The following is a 14,334-nucleotide window of genomic DNA, read 5'->3' as shown; positions in this document are numbered from 1 at the left end:
CCACGGCTGTCGAGACGTGGACGTATCAGTCCATGGTTGGGAAGTCATCATGATGCCGCAGCTTTCTGTTCACGCAACCGAGCCAGCGTGTCGGCCATGACGATGAGCAGGCGCGATGTGTTGGCGGCGACCGGGATCGGCCTGGTCGGCGGTCTGGTGGTCCCGGGCGCGGTGGTTCCGGCCCAGGCTTCTCAGGCCGGCCGCCGCCCGGTCGACGGCTGGGGGCCGTTGAAGAAGGCCGGCAAGGAGCTGGCGCTGCCCGCGGGGTTCTCCTACCGTACGTTCGGCGCAGCCGGCAGCAGGATGAGTGACGGGCTGCCCACCCCGGCCGCGCACGACGGACAGGCCGTCTTCTCCGAGGGCCGCGGCCGGGTGCGGCTGATCCGCAACCACGAGGTCGACCTCGACCTGCCCGGCGTGACCAAGAAGGCGATCGGGCGCGAGAACGCGTACGACCGGGCGGCTCCCTCGGGCGTGACGTCCTCGCTCTACGACCTGTCGCAGGGGCGGCTGCTCGAGAGCTTCCTGGTGCTCAACGGCACGCTGTCCAACTGCAGCGGCGCGGCCACGCCGTGGGGTTCCTGGCTGTCGTGCGAGGAGAGCACCGAGGGACTCGACGCCGGTCTGGAGAAGCCGCACGGCTACGTGTTCGAGGTGCCGTCGGACGCGCGCGGGCCGGTCGAGCCGGTGCCGCTGAAGGCGATGGGCCGCTTCGAGCACGAGACCGCCCCGGTCGACCCGCGTACGGGCATCGTCTACATGACCGAGGACAACGGCGACCCCGGCGACGGCTTCTACCGTTTCGTGCCGCGCCGCCCGGGCCGGCTCGCGGCCGGGGGACGGCTGCAGATGCTGGCGGTCACGGGTTCGAAGGAGTACGACACGTCAAAGGGCCAGCGCGTCGGCGAGGTGCTCGACACCCACTGGGTCGACATCGACGAGCCCGACCCGTCGGACGCCGAGGCGAACCCGGGCGCGGTCTACTCGCAGGGCCGCGCGAAGGGCGGCTGCCGCTTCCTGAGCCTCGAAGGCTCGGCGTGGACCGACGGCGGCGTCACGTTCGTGGCCAGCGAGGCCGGCGACCACGAGAACGGGCAGGTGTGGCGCTACGAGCCGGCCGGCCACGACACCGGAACGCTGCGCCTGCTCTTCGAATCCCCCAACCCGGCGACCCTCAACCAGCCCGACACGGTCGGCGTCTCCCCGGACGGCCTGCTGCTGCTGGCCGAGGACGGCGACGGCGAGGACGAGGCCGGCGGCGACAACTACCTGCGGGTGCTCACCCCCGCGGGCGGTGTCGTCAATCTGGCCAGGGTGATCGAGCCGCTCGACCTGCACTACTGGAGCCCGGAAGACTTCCCCGAGCCCGGCCCGACCGGCGCGAGCGAACTGGCCGGCGCCGCCTTCACCGCCGACGGCCGCCACCTGTTCATCAACCTGCAGTACCCGGGCGTGACCTGCGTGATCACGGGGCCTTGGCGCTGATCCGAGCTTTCTGCGGGCCGGTGCCGGACCTCGACGCCGGCCCGCATGCCGGGCGCGACCACCCGTCGTCAGTCCCAGTATTCCTCCACCACGATCTGCGAGCACCGGTCCAGCGATCCGGGCCCGGGGCGCGTCAAACCGAGGCAGACCCACACCGCGGCTACGTCGGTGCCCGCTTCGGGCCAGCCGCCGTTCGGGATTCTAGTGCCGGTCGAGGTGGAGGTGTCGTCCGTCGCCAGCGGCCCGACCGCGACGAAATAGCCGTAGTCCAGGTCGTGGTATTCGAACCAGGCGCGGGCGGCGTACCCGTCGGCTTTCTGGTCCTTGACGTAGTTGTAGTGGTTCGGGTCCAGGCTGACTTTGTAGTTGTCGATGCAAACTCTCGCACTGGCGGTGGCGCCGAGCCCGCCGGTCGGGCTGCCCACGGTGGTGCTGCCGGTCTTGCAGCGGACCGCGGCCTGTGCCGGGCCTGGGGCGACAAGAGTCACCGTCACCACCGTGAGCAGGCCGACGAGCCACCTGAGCGTTTTCACGTGCCGCACTGATCTCCCTCCGGGAGGGGCGCCGTCCGCCGTCCTCCGCACTCGGGCCGAGAGTAGGTAGGCGCTCTACCCGCGCGCGAGGGTTTCGGTCTGTCCCGAAAGGACGGTCGTGCTGTGAACGCCCCGGTTCGGTAGCGGCTCGGCTGGTCTCTAACGGACGAATATCGTCCGGGCTTGCGGCGCTCGGCCTGGACGCCGTACAGCGAAATCTCCTGACCAAGGGGTCCGTGAACCCGGGCGTGCCGTGGGTGACGTGCTGGGACGTCAACGACGTGGTGGCGATCGGGCATCCGCTGCGCAAGTCGTGGGGGGAGCCGCTGAGGGAGATCGAGGTCGAGAACTCGGACGCGCCGCACTCGATCGAACGCTATCTGGGGCATCCGGAGGTGGCACGGGCGATCGGAGCCGCCGCGGCGGAACGGTAGGTCAGAGACCGCCGTCGGAACCGGACGAACCGCCGACCGAGGTGCCGTCGACCCCGGCGTTGCCGCTGCCCCCACGGCGGATGGAGCCCTTGGTCGCACGCCGCTGCTGGCGGTCGAGGCCGGTCATGGCCGCGCGGGCCCGCTGCATCGTGGCGTCTTTCGAGGACGGCGGCGTGGCGGCCTGGCGGCGGTGGCTGCGCACGAGCAGGGCGGCGCCGGCGGCGATCAGCAACAGGGCGACGATGGAAATGAACCACGGCCACATGATTCCTCCAGGAGCTGGCTCGTGAACCGAGTGTCGCAGGTGGATGCCAGGGCGGTAGCGTTCGGCGAGTGCGGATTCTGAGGCTGGGCGGCGTACTCGCGGCGGGAGCGTTCCTGCTGGTGGGCTGCGGTATCGGGCCGGCCGACGGCAACGGCGTCGCGCGCGATGCGGCGGCGAAGGCGGCCGAGCGGCTGAACAAGGAGCTCGGGCATCGCGAGCGGGTTCGGGACGCCGGGACGATCGCGGCCACCGAGATGCCGGAGAGCGACGAACAGGTGCGGATTACGCCCGTCGCGTGGAAAGGCCGCACGTCGGGGGACGAGAAGGCCACCATCGACGTACGGGTGGTGGCCGCGGTGGGCAATCGCGACGCGGCCACGACCGAGGGCGACGCGACGATCTGTTACCGCTACACGCTTCAGTTGTACCGCTACACCGAATACGAGGAGATCGACTGTCCGAAGATCGGGCGACCACCCGTACCGTCGGCTGCAGCGGTGTTGAAGTTGCCGCCGGACGCGGCGAAACGACTCGAGACCGCGCTGTTCTCCGCCACGCCGGAAACGCTCGGATCGAAGGTGCGGGCGGCGTTTCCGCAGGAGGGCATCGGCGTCGACACGATCACGTCGGAGGGCACCCTCGTCGCGGCGGTCGGGGTCGCGGCCGAACGCGACTGCGTCGTGATGATCAAGACGACCGACGGCAGGACCAGACAGATCTCGTACGATCGGATCTGGCTGGAACCGGGCGAATTGGGCTGCCGCGTAACGCTTTACACGAGCCCGCCGCGCTGAATCCCCAACACCGGTTTGCACTCCTCGACGCCGGAGAGCTCGATGTCGTCGCGGCGCCGGGACAGCCAGTCGTCGCGGGTCATGCGCCAGCGCAGCAGTTCGGTCGCCTCGCCGTGGCGGGTGGCCCAGTTGGTGCCGTTGCGGGAGTAGCCGACGGCTTCGGAGACCCGGTTGGACGCGTGGTTGTCGACGAAGGCCTCGCTGGACGCCTCGCGGGCGCCGAACCCCGCGAACGCGAGGTGCAGGATCGCGGCGCGGGCCTCCCGGCCCAGTCCGCGGCCACGCGCGCCGGGAGCCAGCCACGAGAAGGTCGTGACCGTGCCGAGCGCGGGGAACTCGTGGGCGACGAGGTCTTGCATGCCGACCGGTTCGCCGCCGTCGCAGACCACGAAGTAGAGCCGCCAGAAATCGTCGCTGACCCGGGAGCGGCCCGACCAGATGGCCCGCATCCAGCGCCATTCACGCGCGGGGCTCTCGTCGTAGAGCGACATCGGGTCGTCGAACGGGGCCGGCTCGCCCTCGACGACGACACCCGCCCTGACCAGGGGTACGAGTCGTTCGAGCAGCTCGTCGGAGGCGGCGGCCAGCGTCAGCCGTGGCGTGCGGACTTCCAGGTTCAGCGGGGGATAGGTCGACACCGGCGCACGTTACCGCCGCTCACCCGGCCGGCGCCGCCGATTAACGTGGCGCCGTGCAGATCGACGGGGACACTGTGACGTTGTGGCGGCCGACCGGGCCTGAAGAGTTGGCGCTGGTGGAGGCGTCAGGGTGGACGGCCTGGCCGCCGCGCCTGCCGGATCAGCCGATCTTCTACCCGGTGCTCAACGAGGAGTACGCCACGATGATCGCCCGGGACTGGAACGTCCCGGCGTCGGGCGTGGGCTACGTGACCCGCTTCGAGGTGCGACGATCCTTCCTCGACCGCTACGAGGTGCACCAGGTCGGCGGCCGCACGATCCTCGAATACTGGATCCCGGCCGAGCAACTCGACGACCTCAACGCGAACATCGTCGGCCTCATCGAGAAAGTGGCGGAATTCCATGGCTCTGACCACCCCTGACACGCCGCACACGATGCCGGACTCGAGGTCGGCTGCGATGCGGTGGGCGCGGGCCAGGTCGGTCGTCCACACGCCGCCCGCAGGCCCGTTACCGGTCCGGTGGGTGGACCGCGGACTGTTCCGCCGGCCTGTGCGCGGCGGCGAACAGAGCCCCGGCGATCAGCTCGGGACCGAGGACGACCTCACGTGGTCCGGCTCCCTCGACCGCCAAGCCGATGAACGCCAGCGTGGCCGCGAAGGACCGCACGGAGGCGCGATCCGTCGCTCGCGCACGGAATGGGTCTACGGCTGGTCGAGGGCGTCGCGGAGGGCTGCTCGGGAACTGATGGCCAGCTTCGCGAAGACGTGGTGCAGGTGGAACTGGACCGTTCGGGGGGAGAGGAACAGGCGGGCCCCGATCTGTTTGTTCGTCAGGCCGGCCGCGGCCAGCCGGGCTATCTCCGATTCCTGGGGAGTCAGCGATGGCCCCCCGTGGCGGGAATGGGAGGTGGCGCGCAATTCGGCGGCGGCCCGCTGGGACCACGGTTCGGCGCCCAGCCGGTCGAAGGCCGACGACGCCGCCAGCAGATGGGTTCGGGCAGCCGTCACCGCACGCAGCCGCCGCAGCCGTTCGCCGTAGAGCAGATGCACCCGGGCCACGTCGAACGGCCACGCCCCTGGCACCGCCAACGCTTGCTCGAACAGGTCGAACGCCGACGCGTCAGGGGTGACGAGCGCCGACGCCGCACGCACGAACAGCGCCTGCCGCGGCGAGAGACGCGAGACCGTACGCATGGCGGCCACATGGTCCAAAGCCTCGGCGGAACGGCCCGCGCGGACGGCCGCCTCCACCAGGTCGAGCGAGACCAGCAGGGCGTACGGCACGTGCGAGGCCAACTTCCCGGCCGGGCTGATGCGAATTCCGTCCAGGTAGGCCTGTTCGAAGTCGCCGCGGCCGAGCGCCACCATCATGCGCACCTGCCACGCGTACGTCTGCACCACCCGCACGCCGCGCGGCGCCGCCCATTGCAGCATCTCCCCGGCGATCGCCATGGCCGTCGTGTCGTCGCCGCGGACCGCCGCCACCTGGGCCTGCACGTGCCGCCCGGGCCAGGCCAGCAGCGTGTAGCCGTGTTCGCGGCACCGGTCGGCGGCTTCGTCGGCCAGTTCCCGCGCGTCGTCCCACCGGCCCTCGTGAAAGGCCTGCCGGCTCAGCAGCATCCGTGCGTTCAGCCCGGCCGCCAGCACGTTGCCGCGCGCCACCCGCCACAGCGCGTCGGCGCAGTCCCGCTGCCGGTCGGCGATCTGCGCGGCCAGCGCGATCCGGATGATCCTCGTCGGGTCGGCCTCGGCCGGAAGCCCCGCGACCGCCGAGGAAAGCCGGTCGAGCGCGGCCACCCCCGTGCGCGCCGGGTCAGCCAGAAGATCACAACTGAGCCGTACGATCGCAGGCCCGTCCGAGCCGAGAGCAGCGCGCAACGGCTCCCACAGCGACGCCCGCCCGCCGAAGTAGCTGACGATCATCAGCGTGTAGAGCGCCTCCTCGACCGTGGCGTCGTCCGCGTCCTTGACCAGCGTTTCGTCGGCGATCGCGCCGGCCAGCAGGCGGTGGGCCGTGTCCACGTCGCCGTCGCCGTTGAGCAGCACGTGCGCGGCGGTCATGGCCATCTGCAGCGAGCCGTGCGGGTCGGCCAGCACCTGCCGGGCCTGCCGCAGGCCGCCGGTCATGTGCGAGCCGACGTACGCCGCCCGCGCGAGTCGGCGACTGCGGTCGGCGCTGTCCGGCGAGAGCGACGCCGCTCGGGTCAGCGCGGCCACGGCCCGTACGAAATCGCCTCTTCGCATCACCGAAGCCGCGGACTCCTCGAGCCGTTCGGCCACGCTCTCGTCGGGCCAGACGGTCGCCTCGCCGAGGTGCCAGGCGCAGCGGTCGGGCCGGTCGGCGAAGAGTTCCGCCAGCCGCTGGTGGGCCTCGCGCAGCTCCGCGCCGGTGGCCATCTCGAGCGTCGTCGATCGGATCAGTGGATGCCGGAACACGAGTGTCGCGCCCTCCAGGTGCAGCAGGTGCGCACGTTCCAGCTCGGCCGACGAAGAGCCGTCGAAGGAGTCCGCGACCCGCCGGTCGCCGGTGGCGTCGAGCGCGGCTAGCAGCAGCAGCCGCCGCGCCGCCGGGGTCAGCGACCGCACGTGCGGCACGAAGAGCTCCCGCAACCGCCGCGTCGGCCCGGCCGGCAACTCCAGCAGGGCCAGCGGATTGCCCCGCGCCCGGCTCAGCACCAGCTCGCGGGCGTCGGCCGACAGGTCGGGGAAACGCTGACCCAGCAGTCGCGCGGCCGACCAGGCGTCCAGAGGCTTGAGTTCGTGGACGGGGATCGCGGCGTACCCGAGGAAGCTGCCGAGCCCGATGCGCACCGCCCCCAGCAACCCCGCCCGTACGCCGCCGAGCCGCGCCGCGACCATCCCGAGCACGCTCGCACTGGCCCGGTCGATCCACGACAGATCATCGGCGATCATCAGCACCGGCGGCCCGGAGCGCAGCAGCTCGACCACGGCGTCCGCTACCTCAGGTCGTACGGGGGCAGGGCCTTCTCTGATACCCAGCGCCACCTCGAGCACCGGGGCGAAGGAGTCGCGCAGCGGATGCAGCAGCTCGTGCAGGGCCGAATAGGGCAGGTCCGACTCGAGCTCCACGCCGGTCGCCCGCACGACGACGTGACCCAGGGTGTGGGCCCGCGAGGCGGCGAAGTCGAGCAGGGTCGTCTTGCCCGCCCCGGGCTCACCGGTGACGAGCAGCGCGCCGAGCTCGCGGACGAACGCGTCGATCCGCGCCAGGTCGGCATCCCGGCCTACCAGGTCCAACACTGCCGACAAGGCTAAGCCTTCTCGGCCTGTGCCGCCCGCTCGGCGAACACCTCGGCGGCGATCGCGTAGCTGTCGAACGCCCTCGCCACCCCGGCGTAGACGGCGATCTGGATGAACGCCTCGACGATCTCCTCGGGGGTGACGCCGTTGTTCAGCGCGATCCGCAACTGCCCGCGCAACGGTTCGAGGATGCCCAGCGACGCTGTGATCGTGACCGAGATCAGTGCCCGGGTGCGCGTGTCGATGATCTCCGTACGCGGCCACGCGTCGCCGAACGCATGCTCGGTGGCGATGCGCTTGAAATCGGCCGCGTTCGCGGGCTCACCCTCGCCCTCACCCAGGAACCTCTCCAATCGGAAGCCGAGCATCTTCTCGGCCGTGTCGAGGGCGTCGTCGTAACGGGTCACGGAAACTCCTAACAGTGGTCGCGGAGAACGTGGGCGAGCTGCACGCGAGAGCTGATGCCGAGCTTGGTGAAGACGTTGCGGACGTGGGTGTTCACGGTGTGCGGGGAGAGGTAGAGCTGCTGGGCGGCGCTGCGGTTGGTCGCCCCGGCCGCGATCAGGTGCACGACCTTGAGCTCGGCGTCGGTCAGGCTCTCCCACCCGCCGTCCGAGCGGCCCGCCGGTCCTGAGCGGCCCGCGCCGTGTTCGCGTAACGACCGTCGCACCCGCCGGACGTCGGCCGTGGCTCCGGCCTCCGAGAAGCCGGCGAGCGCCTGCTCGAGCCACCCCACCGCGTCGTCGTGCGCTTCCGTGGCGGCGGCGTCCTCGAAGGCCCCCGCGGCGAGCAACGGCCGCCCGGCAGCGGTCTGCAGCTTGGCCGCCGTCAGCAACTCCTCGGTGTCCCGGGTCAACAGACCGTGCACGTGTACGGCCGCCGCGGCGAACGCGGGTGCGTCGGCCGCACCGCTCTCCAGCGTCGCCGCCGCGTCGAGCAGCCGTTCGCGCAGCGGCTTGTCCCCGGCGGCCAGGGCGACCCGGGCGGCCATGGCCAGGAACGTGAAGTCGGCCGGCAACGGCGGCGCGGCCGGGATCAGCGGATCGTCGCGCAGCAGCCGGGCGGCGTGCCGGGCGTCGCCCCGCGCGGCCGCGGTCAGCGCCAGCACCCGTTCGGCCCAGCGACTCCCGGCGGCGCTGTCGCCGGTGCGCAGGCGGCGCGCGGCGGTGGTGGCGGCCCGGCTCAGCGCCGAGTCGCCGAGATGCTGGGCCAGCCGGGCCAGCGTGATCATGCGGAGCACCCCGGCCAGACCGGCGGGCTCGTCGATCGTGGAGACCTGACCGCGGGCCTCGGCGAGCCGCCCGCCGACCAGGTGCACCATCGCCGAGAGCTGGGTCCCCAGCGCGAGCAGCGGGGTGTCGCGGTCGAGGCGCGCCCGGCGCAGGCACTCGGTCAGCGCCGGCACGGCGTCGTCGGTGCGTCCGAGATGGTGCAGCAGGACGGCCACCAGAAGATCACGAGGGCCCGCGTACGGGTCGTCGGGATCGGCCGTGCTGACCAACCGGTCGAGCGCCGCCGAGGCGAGGTTGCCCGCGCCCCGGGAGGCGTGCACGCCGGCGAGCACCAGCCGCGCGACGTCGCCCGCGTCCGGCGTGGCCACCGCGGCCCGCGCGACCCGCTCGGCCTCACCGTGCTCGCCGCCCTCCAACAGGTTGTAGGCCAGCCACGCGGCATGGCACGACCGCACCGGCGACGCGACGCCGCGCAACGCCAGCGCCGACCGGTTCTCGGCGGCCCGCTCCCCGGCCGGCCGGTCGATCATCGTGGACAGCGCCAGCCGTACGCCCGCCTCCTCGGGCGGCGGCAGCATCGCGGCCAGGGCCCGGGCGGCCAGCGTGCGGGCCTGTTCCTCGCGGCCCGCGCGCCGCAGATGGCTCAGCGCCTCCAGCGTCACCACACCCAGGTCGGCGTCGCCCGGCCCGAGCAGGTCGAGCGCACGCACCAGCAGACCGGCCGCGGTGACCGGGTCGTGGATGGCCCGCGCCGACGCGCGCAGCGTCTCGATCGCCGCGTGGTCGCCCACCTCGGCGGTGTCGGCCAGCAGCGCGGCGACCTCGGCCGGCTCGGCCCCGGAGCGCAGCAGCACGTCGGCCGCCTCCCGTTCGAGCGCGCGCCGCAGCGAGTCGGGCAACGCCTCCCGGCCCGCCTGGCGCAGCAGGGCGACGCGGAAGCGCAGGTCACCGCCGTCCACCGTGAGCAGACCGGCCCGTACGGCCTCGTCGAGCGGCTCGACCAGGTCGGTCGGCCCGACCCGCAGCAGCCCGGCCAGGTGCGCGGCGGTGAACCGGACCGGCAGGGCGGCGGCGACCCGTACGGCCTGGCGGGCGGCGGGGGACAGGGCCCGCAGACGTTCGGCGAGCGCGGCTGTGACCCGGCGCGGGAGCCGATCGCCGATCGGGGTGGCCGTGCCGTCCTCGAAGGTCAGGCGGCCCTCCTCGTCGAGGCCGCCCACCAGGTCGGCGATCCACGACGGATGCCCGCCCGCGGCGGCGGCCAGCGCGAGCAGGGCCGGGGCGGGGGTGGCCCGCGCGAGGTCGCCGACCAGCACGGTGCGCGCCTCCGCCGGCAGCGGGCCCAGCCGCAGCACCTCGGCCTCGGGCACCGGTGCGGCGAGGCCCGGGCGCCGCACGAGCAGCCAGAGGATGCCCCGGTCACGCAGTCGCGCGGCCAGGACCCGTACGGCCTCGCAGGTCTCGGGGTCGGCCTCGAGACCGTCGAGCACGATCACGAGCGGGGTGCGCGCCGCCGCCTCGGCCAGGGCCACGCCCAGGTCGTGCACCATCCAGAAGCCGATCTCGGCCCGGAAATCGTGCGGGTCGGCGATCGGCGGGTCGGCCTCGAGCACCGCGGCCAGCAGCGGCCCCAGTGGTCCGGCCGACTCGGCGCGCAGCACCCGCATCCCGGCGCGGCGGGCGCGGGCCACGATCTCACCCGCCAGCGCCGACTTCCCGATGCCCGGCGGGCCCTCCAGCAGCAGCACTCCGCCGACGCCCGACCGTGCCGCCGACAGATGGTCGTCGGCGACCGCGATCTCACATTCGCGGCCGCGGACGCCGGTCATCGGTGATGCCAAGACCTCCATGTCCTGTGACCCCCTTCCCCTGACGCCAGCCTGGGCCCGCTGATCCCCGGCGACATCCCCCACCCGACCTTTGCCCGCGTGGCCTGGCCCACCAATCGCTGATGGGCGTGTGAGCTGCGGCGCAGCGACCGATTAAGTCATTTGGCGGACAATGGTTGCCGACCGTGCGTGATCGGATGCCTCCATGAACGATCTGCTGCCCGGGCGGGCCGGCGACCTGGCGGCCATCCACGGGTTCGTCGACGCGGCGACCCGCGACGGTGGTGCGCTTCTGATCACCGGCGAGCCCGGCATGGGCAAGACCGTGCTGCTGGACGCCGCGGCCCGCTACGGGTCGGCGGCCGGTGCCCGCATCCTGCGGACGGCCGGCGACGAGTTCGGCGGCAACGCCGACTACCAGGCCCTCGACCAGTTGCTGACCCCGCTGCACGAGGGGCTCGCGGCGGACGCGGCGCTGCGGGTCGCGCTGGGCCTGGCCGGCGGGCCCGAGCCGGGCCTGCTGCGGGTGTCGCACGAGACCCTCGACCTGCTGCTCCGCACCGGCGAACGGCGGCCGCTGCTCGTGCTCGTCGACGCCGGGCAGCACCTCGACGGCAACAGCGCGCGGGTGCTGACCTTCGCCGCGCGCCGCCTGGCCGGCAGCCACGTCGCGATGATCCTCGCGTGGACGTCCTTGATCCGCGGTGGCCTGCGAGAGCTCGCGCTGGGCCCGATCGACGACGAGGCGGCCGGGCGCATCATCGAGCGGCGCCACCCGGGAATCGACCCGAGGGTGCGCGACCGGCTGGTGACCGAGGCGGCCGGCAACCCGCGCGCCCTGATCGAATACGCCGACGCGCTCACCGACGACCACCGGTCGGGCGCTGACCCGCTGCCCGTGCCGCTGCCGATCGGCGACCGCGCGCGGGCGGTGACCGGTGTCGCCCTGGCCGCGTTCCCGCCCGAGACCCGCGAGGTGCTGCTGCTGGCCGCCCTCGACGAGGACGGCGACCTGACCGCGGTGCGGGCCGCGGCCGGCGGCGGCGACGTGCTCGCAGCGCTGTCCCCGGTCGTCCGGCGCGGCTACGTCACGGTCGACGAACGGGCCCGGCTGATCAGCTTCGCCCACCCGATGCTGCGCGCGGCGATCGTCGGGCACGCGGCCGGCCTGCAGCTCCGGCGGGCGCACCGGGCGCTGGCCACGGCCTGGGCGTACGAGCCCGAACGCCAGGGACGGCACCTCGCGGCCGCGGGCGGGGACGCCGACGCGATGCTCACCGGGCCGGCCCGGGAGAGCGCAGCCGCGGCGAGGCTGCGCCGAGCGACGGCGGACGCGCCCCAGCTCGCGACCGGGCCGGCTCATCGGCTTCTGGTCACGGCGATCGAGGCGTACGAGAACAACACCGACCCGGACGACCCGGCGCTGATCGCCGCCCTGTACGCGTTGATGGTCAACTGCTGGCTCGGGGCCGTCCCGGCGCGGTGGCAGGCGTACGAGCGGCTGCGGCCCGAATCGGCCGGCCTTCAGCTCGTGGCGATCGGGCTGGGCAACCCGGTCGCGCTGACGAGGCGGCTGCTCGGCGAGATCGACGCTGCCGCGGCCGCGCTGGGCGGCGAGGACAACCCGGACGTCATCACCCGCACCGCGCTGGCCTGCGTCTACACCGACCGGCTGGCCGCCTGCCGCGAACCGCTGGCCCGGGCGATCGGCATGCGGGCGGGCTTGCACGCGACGATGTCGTACGGGCTGGATCTGTGGCAGTCGGGGCGGTGGACCGAGCTGCTGGAACTGACCGCGGGCCGGGCGCTCCTCGCCGGTTACCCCGCGGCGCTGGTGGCGGTCGCGCGCGGAGACAGCACCGCTGCTGACGCGATGGCCGCCACCCCGCCAGGGCTCGGCGATCACTTCGCCCACCAGGTCCGCGCCCTGGCCGCTCTGGGGGAGGGCGACCACGCCGCGGCACTCAGGGAAGCGGCGTCGATCAGCCCGGTCGGCACGCTCGCGGACTACACCCCGCACGCCCTGTGGGTGCTGCTGGAGGTGGTCGAGGGCGCACTGGGGGCCGGTCGCCCCGCCGACGCCCGCGCCCACGTCGAGGCGATGACGAAAGCGGGCCTGGCCGCCATCTCGCCCCGCCTGGCGATGGTCACGGCCGGGTGCGCGGCGATGGTCGACGAGGACCCGGCCGGCTTCGAACGGGCGCTGGCCGTGCCCGAGGCGGAACGCTGGCCCTTCGACCTGGCCCGGCTCCAGCTCGCGTACGGTCGTCTCCTTCGCCGCCGTCGCCAGCCGGTCGCCGCCCGCGCCCAGCTGACATCGGCTCTGGAGATCTTCCAGCGGCTCGGCGCCCGCCCGTGGACCCGCCAGGCCACCGACGAACTGCGCGCCGAGGGCCGCCAGACCGCCGCCCCGGACGACGACCGTACGTTGTCCCCGCAGGAACGCCGGGTCGCCGAACTGGCCGCGGCCGGCCTGAGCAACAAACAGATCGGCGCCCGCCTGGGCCTGTCCGCCCGTACGGTCGGCAACCACCTCTACCGCGTCTTCCCGAAGCTGGGCATCACGTCAAGGGCCGCGTTGCGAGACGCCCTGCCGTGAGCGCCGGGTTGCGGTGGTCGGCTGGGAATCCGGCGCGCGGCCACCCACCACCGCAACCGGCCGCCAGGTAAGAAGAGCCTGCTCGATAGGGTCTGCGGCGTGGAGATCGTCGCCCAAGCGGTGGGCTTGTTCGCCGTCACGAACATCGACGACATCCTGATCCTGTCGTTGTTCTTCGCGCAGGGGGCGGGCCACCGCAGGACGGCCCGGAACATCACGTTCGGGCAGTATCTCGGCTTTGCCGGGATCCTCGCGGTGGCGGTGGCCGCCGCGTTCGGGGCGACGTTCCTACCGGACGGCGGCGACAACATCGGCGTCTACGTGCCGGTTTTCGCGCTGCTCATCCTCGCTGAAATCTGGTAGTGGCCAGGCCGGTCGTCAGTGGTTGCTCGACGCGGTCGCGGGCGGCGAGCAGGTGGGTGGTCAACGTCAGCAGGCCGAGGCTGATCACGCCGATGACGATGTAGGCGGGGATCATCGCGAACAAGTCCCACGCCGAGTGCAGGGCCACCGCGATGGCGAAGGTCAGCAGGAAGGTCCCGACCGCCGGGAGCGACCACCGGCGGTCGGCCGCCACCCACAGGGCCGCGGCGGTCAGGCCGGTCCAGGCCATGTGGGCCGCCGGGCTGAGCACGCCGCGCAGCAGCAGCAGGCCCTCGACGGAACGCAGGTCGCCTTCGGTGTTCACGAGCCTGACGAAGGCGTACCCCATGGTCTCGAGGGCGGCGAAGCCGGCGCCGCAGGCCACGCCGATCAGCAGGCCGTCGGCCGGGCGGCGGTGCCGGGTGAACAGGACCAGCGCGAGCGGCGCGATGAGTTTCGCCGTCTCCTCGATCAGGCCGACGGCCACCTTCGGCAGCATGCCCAGGCGTTGCAGGGTGTCGAACTCGAGCATGCCGGCCGCCGAGATGCCGATGACCCCGCCGACGAAGGCGATCACCGCGACCGTGCCGCCGTCGACCGTGTAGATCAGGCGGCGGCTGCTGATGAAGGTCACGAACGCCGCGGGCACGAGGGCCGCCCCGAGCAGCAGCAGGGCCGGGAACAGATTCGGGTTCTGGGTGTGGGAGACCACCTGGCGCAGCACCTCGAAGAGCGCGCCGCCCACGATCAGCACCGCCAGCCAGGTGCTTCTCGGTGGCCGTCCCATGGTGTCAGGCCACCGCGTCGATCTCGTCGACACGGCTGCTCAGCTCACGCACGGACATGGCCCAGTGTTGCCCCGGCGGCGAGGCGAGGCAGCGATTTCGTAGCGCCGGTCT

14 protein-coding genes are annotated in these 14,334 nt (G+C 72.9%); 6 read left to right on the top strand and 8 right to left on the bottom strand.

Going from position 1 to position 14,334, the window contains the following annotated elements:
• The first annotated feature begins 96 nt into the window (after nucleotides 1-96).
• Nucleotides 97-1,485, top strand: coding sequence for an alkaline phosphatase PhoX (locus EER30_RS22100; RefSeq protein ID WP_127502407.1), 1,389 nt, complete (start codon nucleotides 97-99; stop codon nucleotides 1,483-1,485).
• A 68-nt stretch (nucleotides 1,486-1,553) separates the two neighbouring features.
• Here the strand turns inward: EER30_RS22100 and EER30_RS22095 are convergent, their stop codons facing one another.
• The gene (locus EER30_RS22095) at nucleotides 1,554-2,018 is read right to left on the bottom strand and encodes a hypothetical protein (protein ID WP_127502406.1); all 465 of its coding nucleotides are present in this window, start codon (nucleotides 2,016-2,018) and stop codon (nucleotides 1,554-1,556) included.
• 236 nt (nucleotides 2,019-2,254) lie between these two features.
• Between EER30_RS22095 and EER30_RS22090 the strand changes: the two genes are divergently transcribed.
• On the top strand, nucleotides 2,255-2,452 hold the full coding sequence (locus EER30_RS22090; RefSeq protein WP_127502405.1) for a hypothetical protein: 198 nt from the start codon (nucleotides 2,255-2,257) through the stop codon (nucleotides 2,450-2,452).
• A 1-nt stretch (nucleotide 2,453) separates the two neighbouring features.
• On the opposite strand, the gene EER30_RS22085 is transcribed toward EER30_RS22090, so the two are convergent.
• Nucleotides 2,454-2,717: a hypothetical protein gene (locus tag EER30_RS22085; protein ID WP_127502404.1), complete on the bottom strand. Its 264-nt coding sequence runs from the start codon at nucleotides 2,715-2,717 to the stop codon at nucleotides 2,454-2,456.
• A 68-nt stretch (nucleotides 2,718-2,785) separates the two neighbouring features.
• Here EER30_RS22085 and EER30_RS22080 point away from each other — a divergent pair, with 68 nt between their 5' ends.
• Nucleotides 2,786-3,511 (top strand): hypothetical protein, encoded by a 726-nt coding sequence (locus EER30_RS22080; RefSeq protein ID WP_240670224.1) that lies wholly within the window; start codon nucleotides 2,786-2,788, stop codon nucleotides 3,509-3,511.
• Here the strand turns inward: EER30_RS22080 and EER30_RS22075 are convergent.
• Nucleotides 3,490-4,149: a GNAT family N-acetyltransferase gene (locus tag EER30_RS22075; RefSeq protein ID WP_127502403.1), complete on the bottom strand. Its 660-nt coding sequence runs from the start codon at nucleotides 4,147-4,149 to the stop codon at nucleotides 3,490-3,492. The genes EER30_RS22080 and EER30_RS22075 overlap by 22 nt on opposite strands.
• Nucleotides 4,150-4,208: 59 nt before the next feature.
• Here EER30_RS22075 and EER30_RS22070 point away from each other — a divergent pair, with 59 nt between their 5' ends.
• Nucleotides 4,209-4,571 carry an ADP-ribosylation/crystallin J1 gene (locus EER30_RS22070; RefSeq protein ID WP_205650360.1) on the top strand — a complete coding sequence of 121 codons (363 nt, stop codon included), beginning with the start codon at nucleotides 4,209-4,211 and terminating at the stop codon, nucleotides 4,569-4,571.
• A gap of 88 nt (nucleotides 4,572-4,659) precedes the next feature.
• Here EER30_RS22070 and EER30_RS47225 read toward each other — a convergent pair whose 3' ends face one another.
• The 4 genes from EER30_RS47225 to EER30_RS22055 are packed head-to-tail and all read right to left on the bottom strand — an operon-like array spanning nucleotide 4,660 to nucleotide 10,494.
• Nucleotides 4,660-4,818 (bottom strand): hypothetical protein, encoded by a 159-nt coding sequence (locus EER30_RS47225; RefSeq protein ID WP_164842440.1) that lies wholly within the window; start codon nucleotides 4,816-4,818, stop codon nucleotides 4,660-4,662.
• Nucleotides 4,819-4,853: 35 nt separating this feature from the next.
• Nucleotides 4,854-7,412 carry a helix-turn-helix transcriptional regulator gene (locus tag EER30_RS22065; protein WP_205650349.1) on the bottom strand — a complete coding sequence of 853 codons (2,559 nt, stop codon included), beginning with the start codon at nucleotides 7,410-7,412 and terminating at the stop codon, nucleotides 4,854-4,856.
• 11 nt (nucleotides 7,413-7,423) lie between these two features.
• Nucleotides 7,424-7,819: a carboxymuconolactone decarboxylase family protein gene (locus EER30_RS22060; protein WP_240670223.1), complete on the bottom strand. Its 396-nt coding sequence runs from the start codon at nucleotides 7,817-7,819 to the stop codon at nucleotides 7,424-7,426.
• 8 nt (nucleotides 7,820-7,827) lie between these two features.
• Nucleotides 7,828-10,494, bottom strand: a complete 2,667-nt coding sequence (locus tag EER30_RS22055; protein WP_127502401.1) for a helix-turn-helix transcriptional regulator — start codon at nucleotides 10,492-10,494, stop codon at nucleotides 7,828-7,830.
• Nucleotides 10,495-10,678: 184 nt separating this feature from the next.
• On the opposite strand from EER30_RS22055, the gene EER30_RS22050 reads away from it, so the two are divergent.
• Together EER30_RS22050 and EER30_RS49990 are read left to right on the top strand one after the other, a co-directional pair.
• Complete coding sequence (locus EER30_RS22050; protein ID WP_127502400.1) at nucleotides 10,679-13,072, top strand: LuxR C-terminal-related transcriptional regulator; 2,394 nt, start codon at nucleotides 10,679-10,681, stop codon at nucleotides 13,070-13,072.
• 99 nt (nucleotides 13,073-13,171) lie between these two features.
• Nucleotides 13,172-13,435, top strand: coding sequence for a cadmium resistance transporter (locus tag EER30_RS49990; RefSeq protein ID WP_240670222.1), 264 nt, complete (start codon nucleotides 13,172-13,174; stop codon nucleotides 13,433-13,435).
• Here EER30_RS49990 and EER30_RS22040 read toward each other — a convergent pair.
• Nucleotides 13,413-14,222, bottom strand: coding sequence for a PrsW family intramembrane metalloprotease (locus EER30_RS22040; RefSeq protein WP_127502399.1), 810 nt, complete (start codon nucleotides 14,220-14,222; stop codon nucleotides 13,413-13,415). The two genes, EER30_RS49990 and EER30_RS22040, sit on opposite strands and share 23 nt — an antisense overlap.
• Nucleotides 14,223-14,334: the final 112 nt, after the last annotated feature.

It is taken from the genome of Actinoplanes solisilvae (genome assembly GCF_003999975.1).
Taxonomy (GTDB): domain Bacteria; phylum Actinomycetota; class Actinomycetes; order Mycobacteriales; family Micromonosporaceae; genus Actinoplanes; species Actinoplanes solisilvae.
This window is presented reverse-complemented; position numbering and strand designations above follow the sequence as displayed.

Coding starts and splice junctions, on each gene's coding strand:
- EER30_RS22100 (WP_127502407.1), top strand. CDS start 97: ATGACGATGAGCAGGCGCGATGTGTTGGCGGCGACCGGGATCGGCCTG.
- EER30_RS22085 (WP_127502404.1), bottom strand. CDS start 2,717: ATGTGGCCGTGGTTCATTTCCATCGTCGCCCTGTTGCTGATCGCCGCC.
- EER30_RS22055 (WP_127502401.1), bottom strand. CDS start 10,494: ATGGAGGTCTTGGCATCACCGATGACCGGCGTCCGCGGCCGCGAATGT.
- EER30_RS22050 (WP_127502400.1), top strand. CDS start 10,679: ATGAACGATCTGCTGCCCGGGCGGGCCGGCGACCTGGCGGCCATCCAC.
- EER30_RS22040 (WP_127502399.1), bottom strand. CDS start 14,222: ATGGGACGGCCACCGAGAAGCACCTGGCTGGCGGTGCTGATCGTGGGC.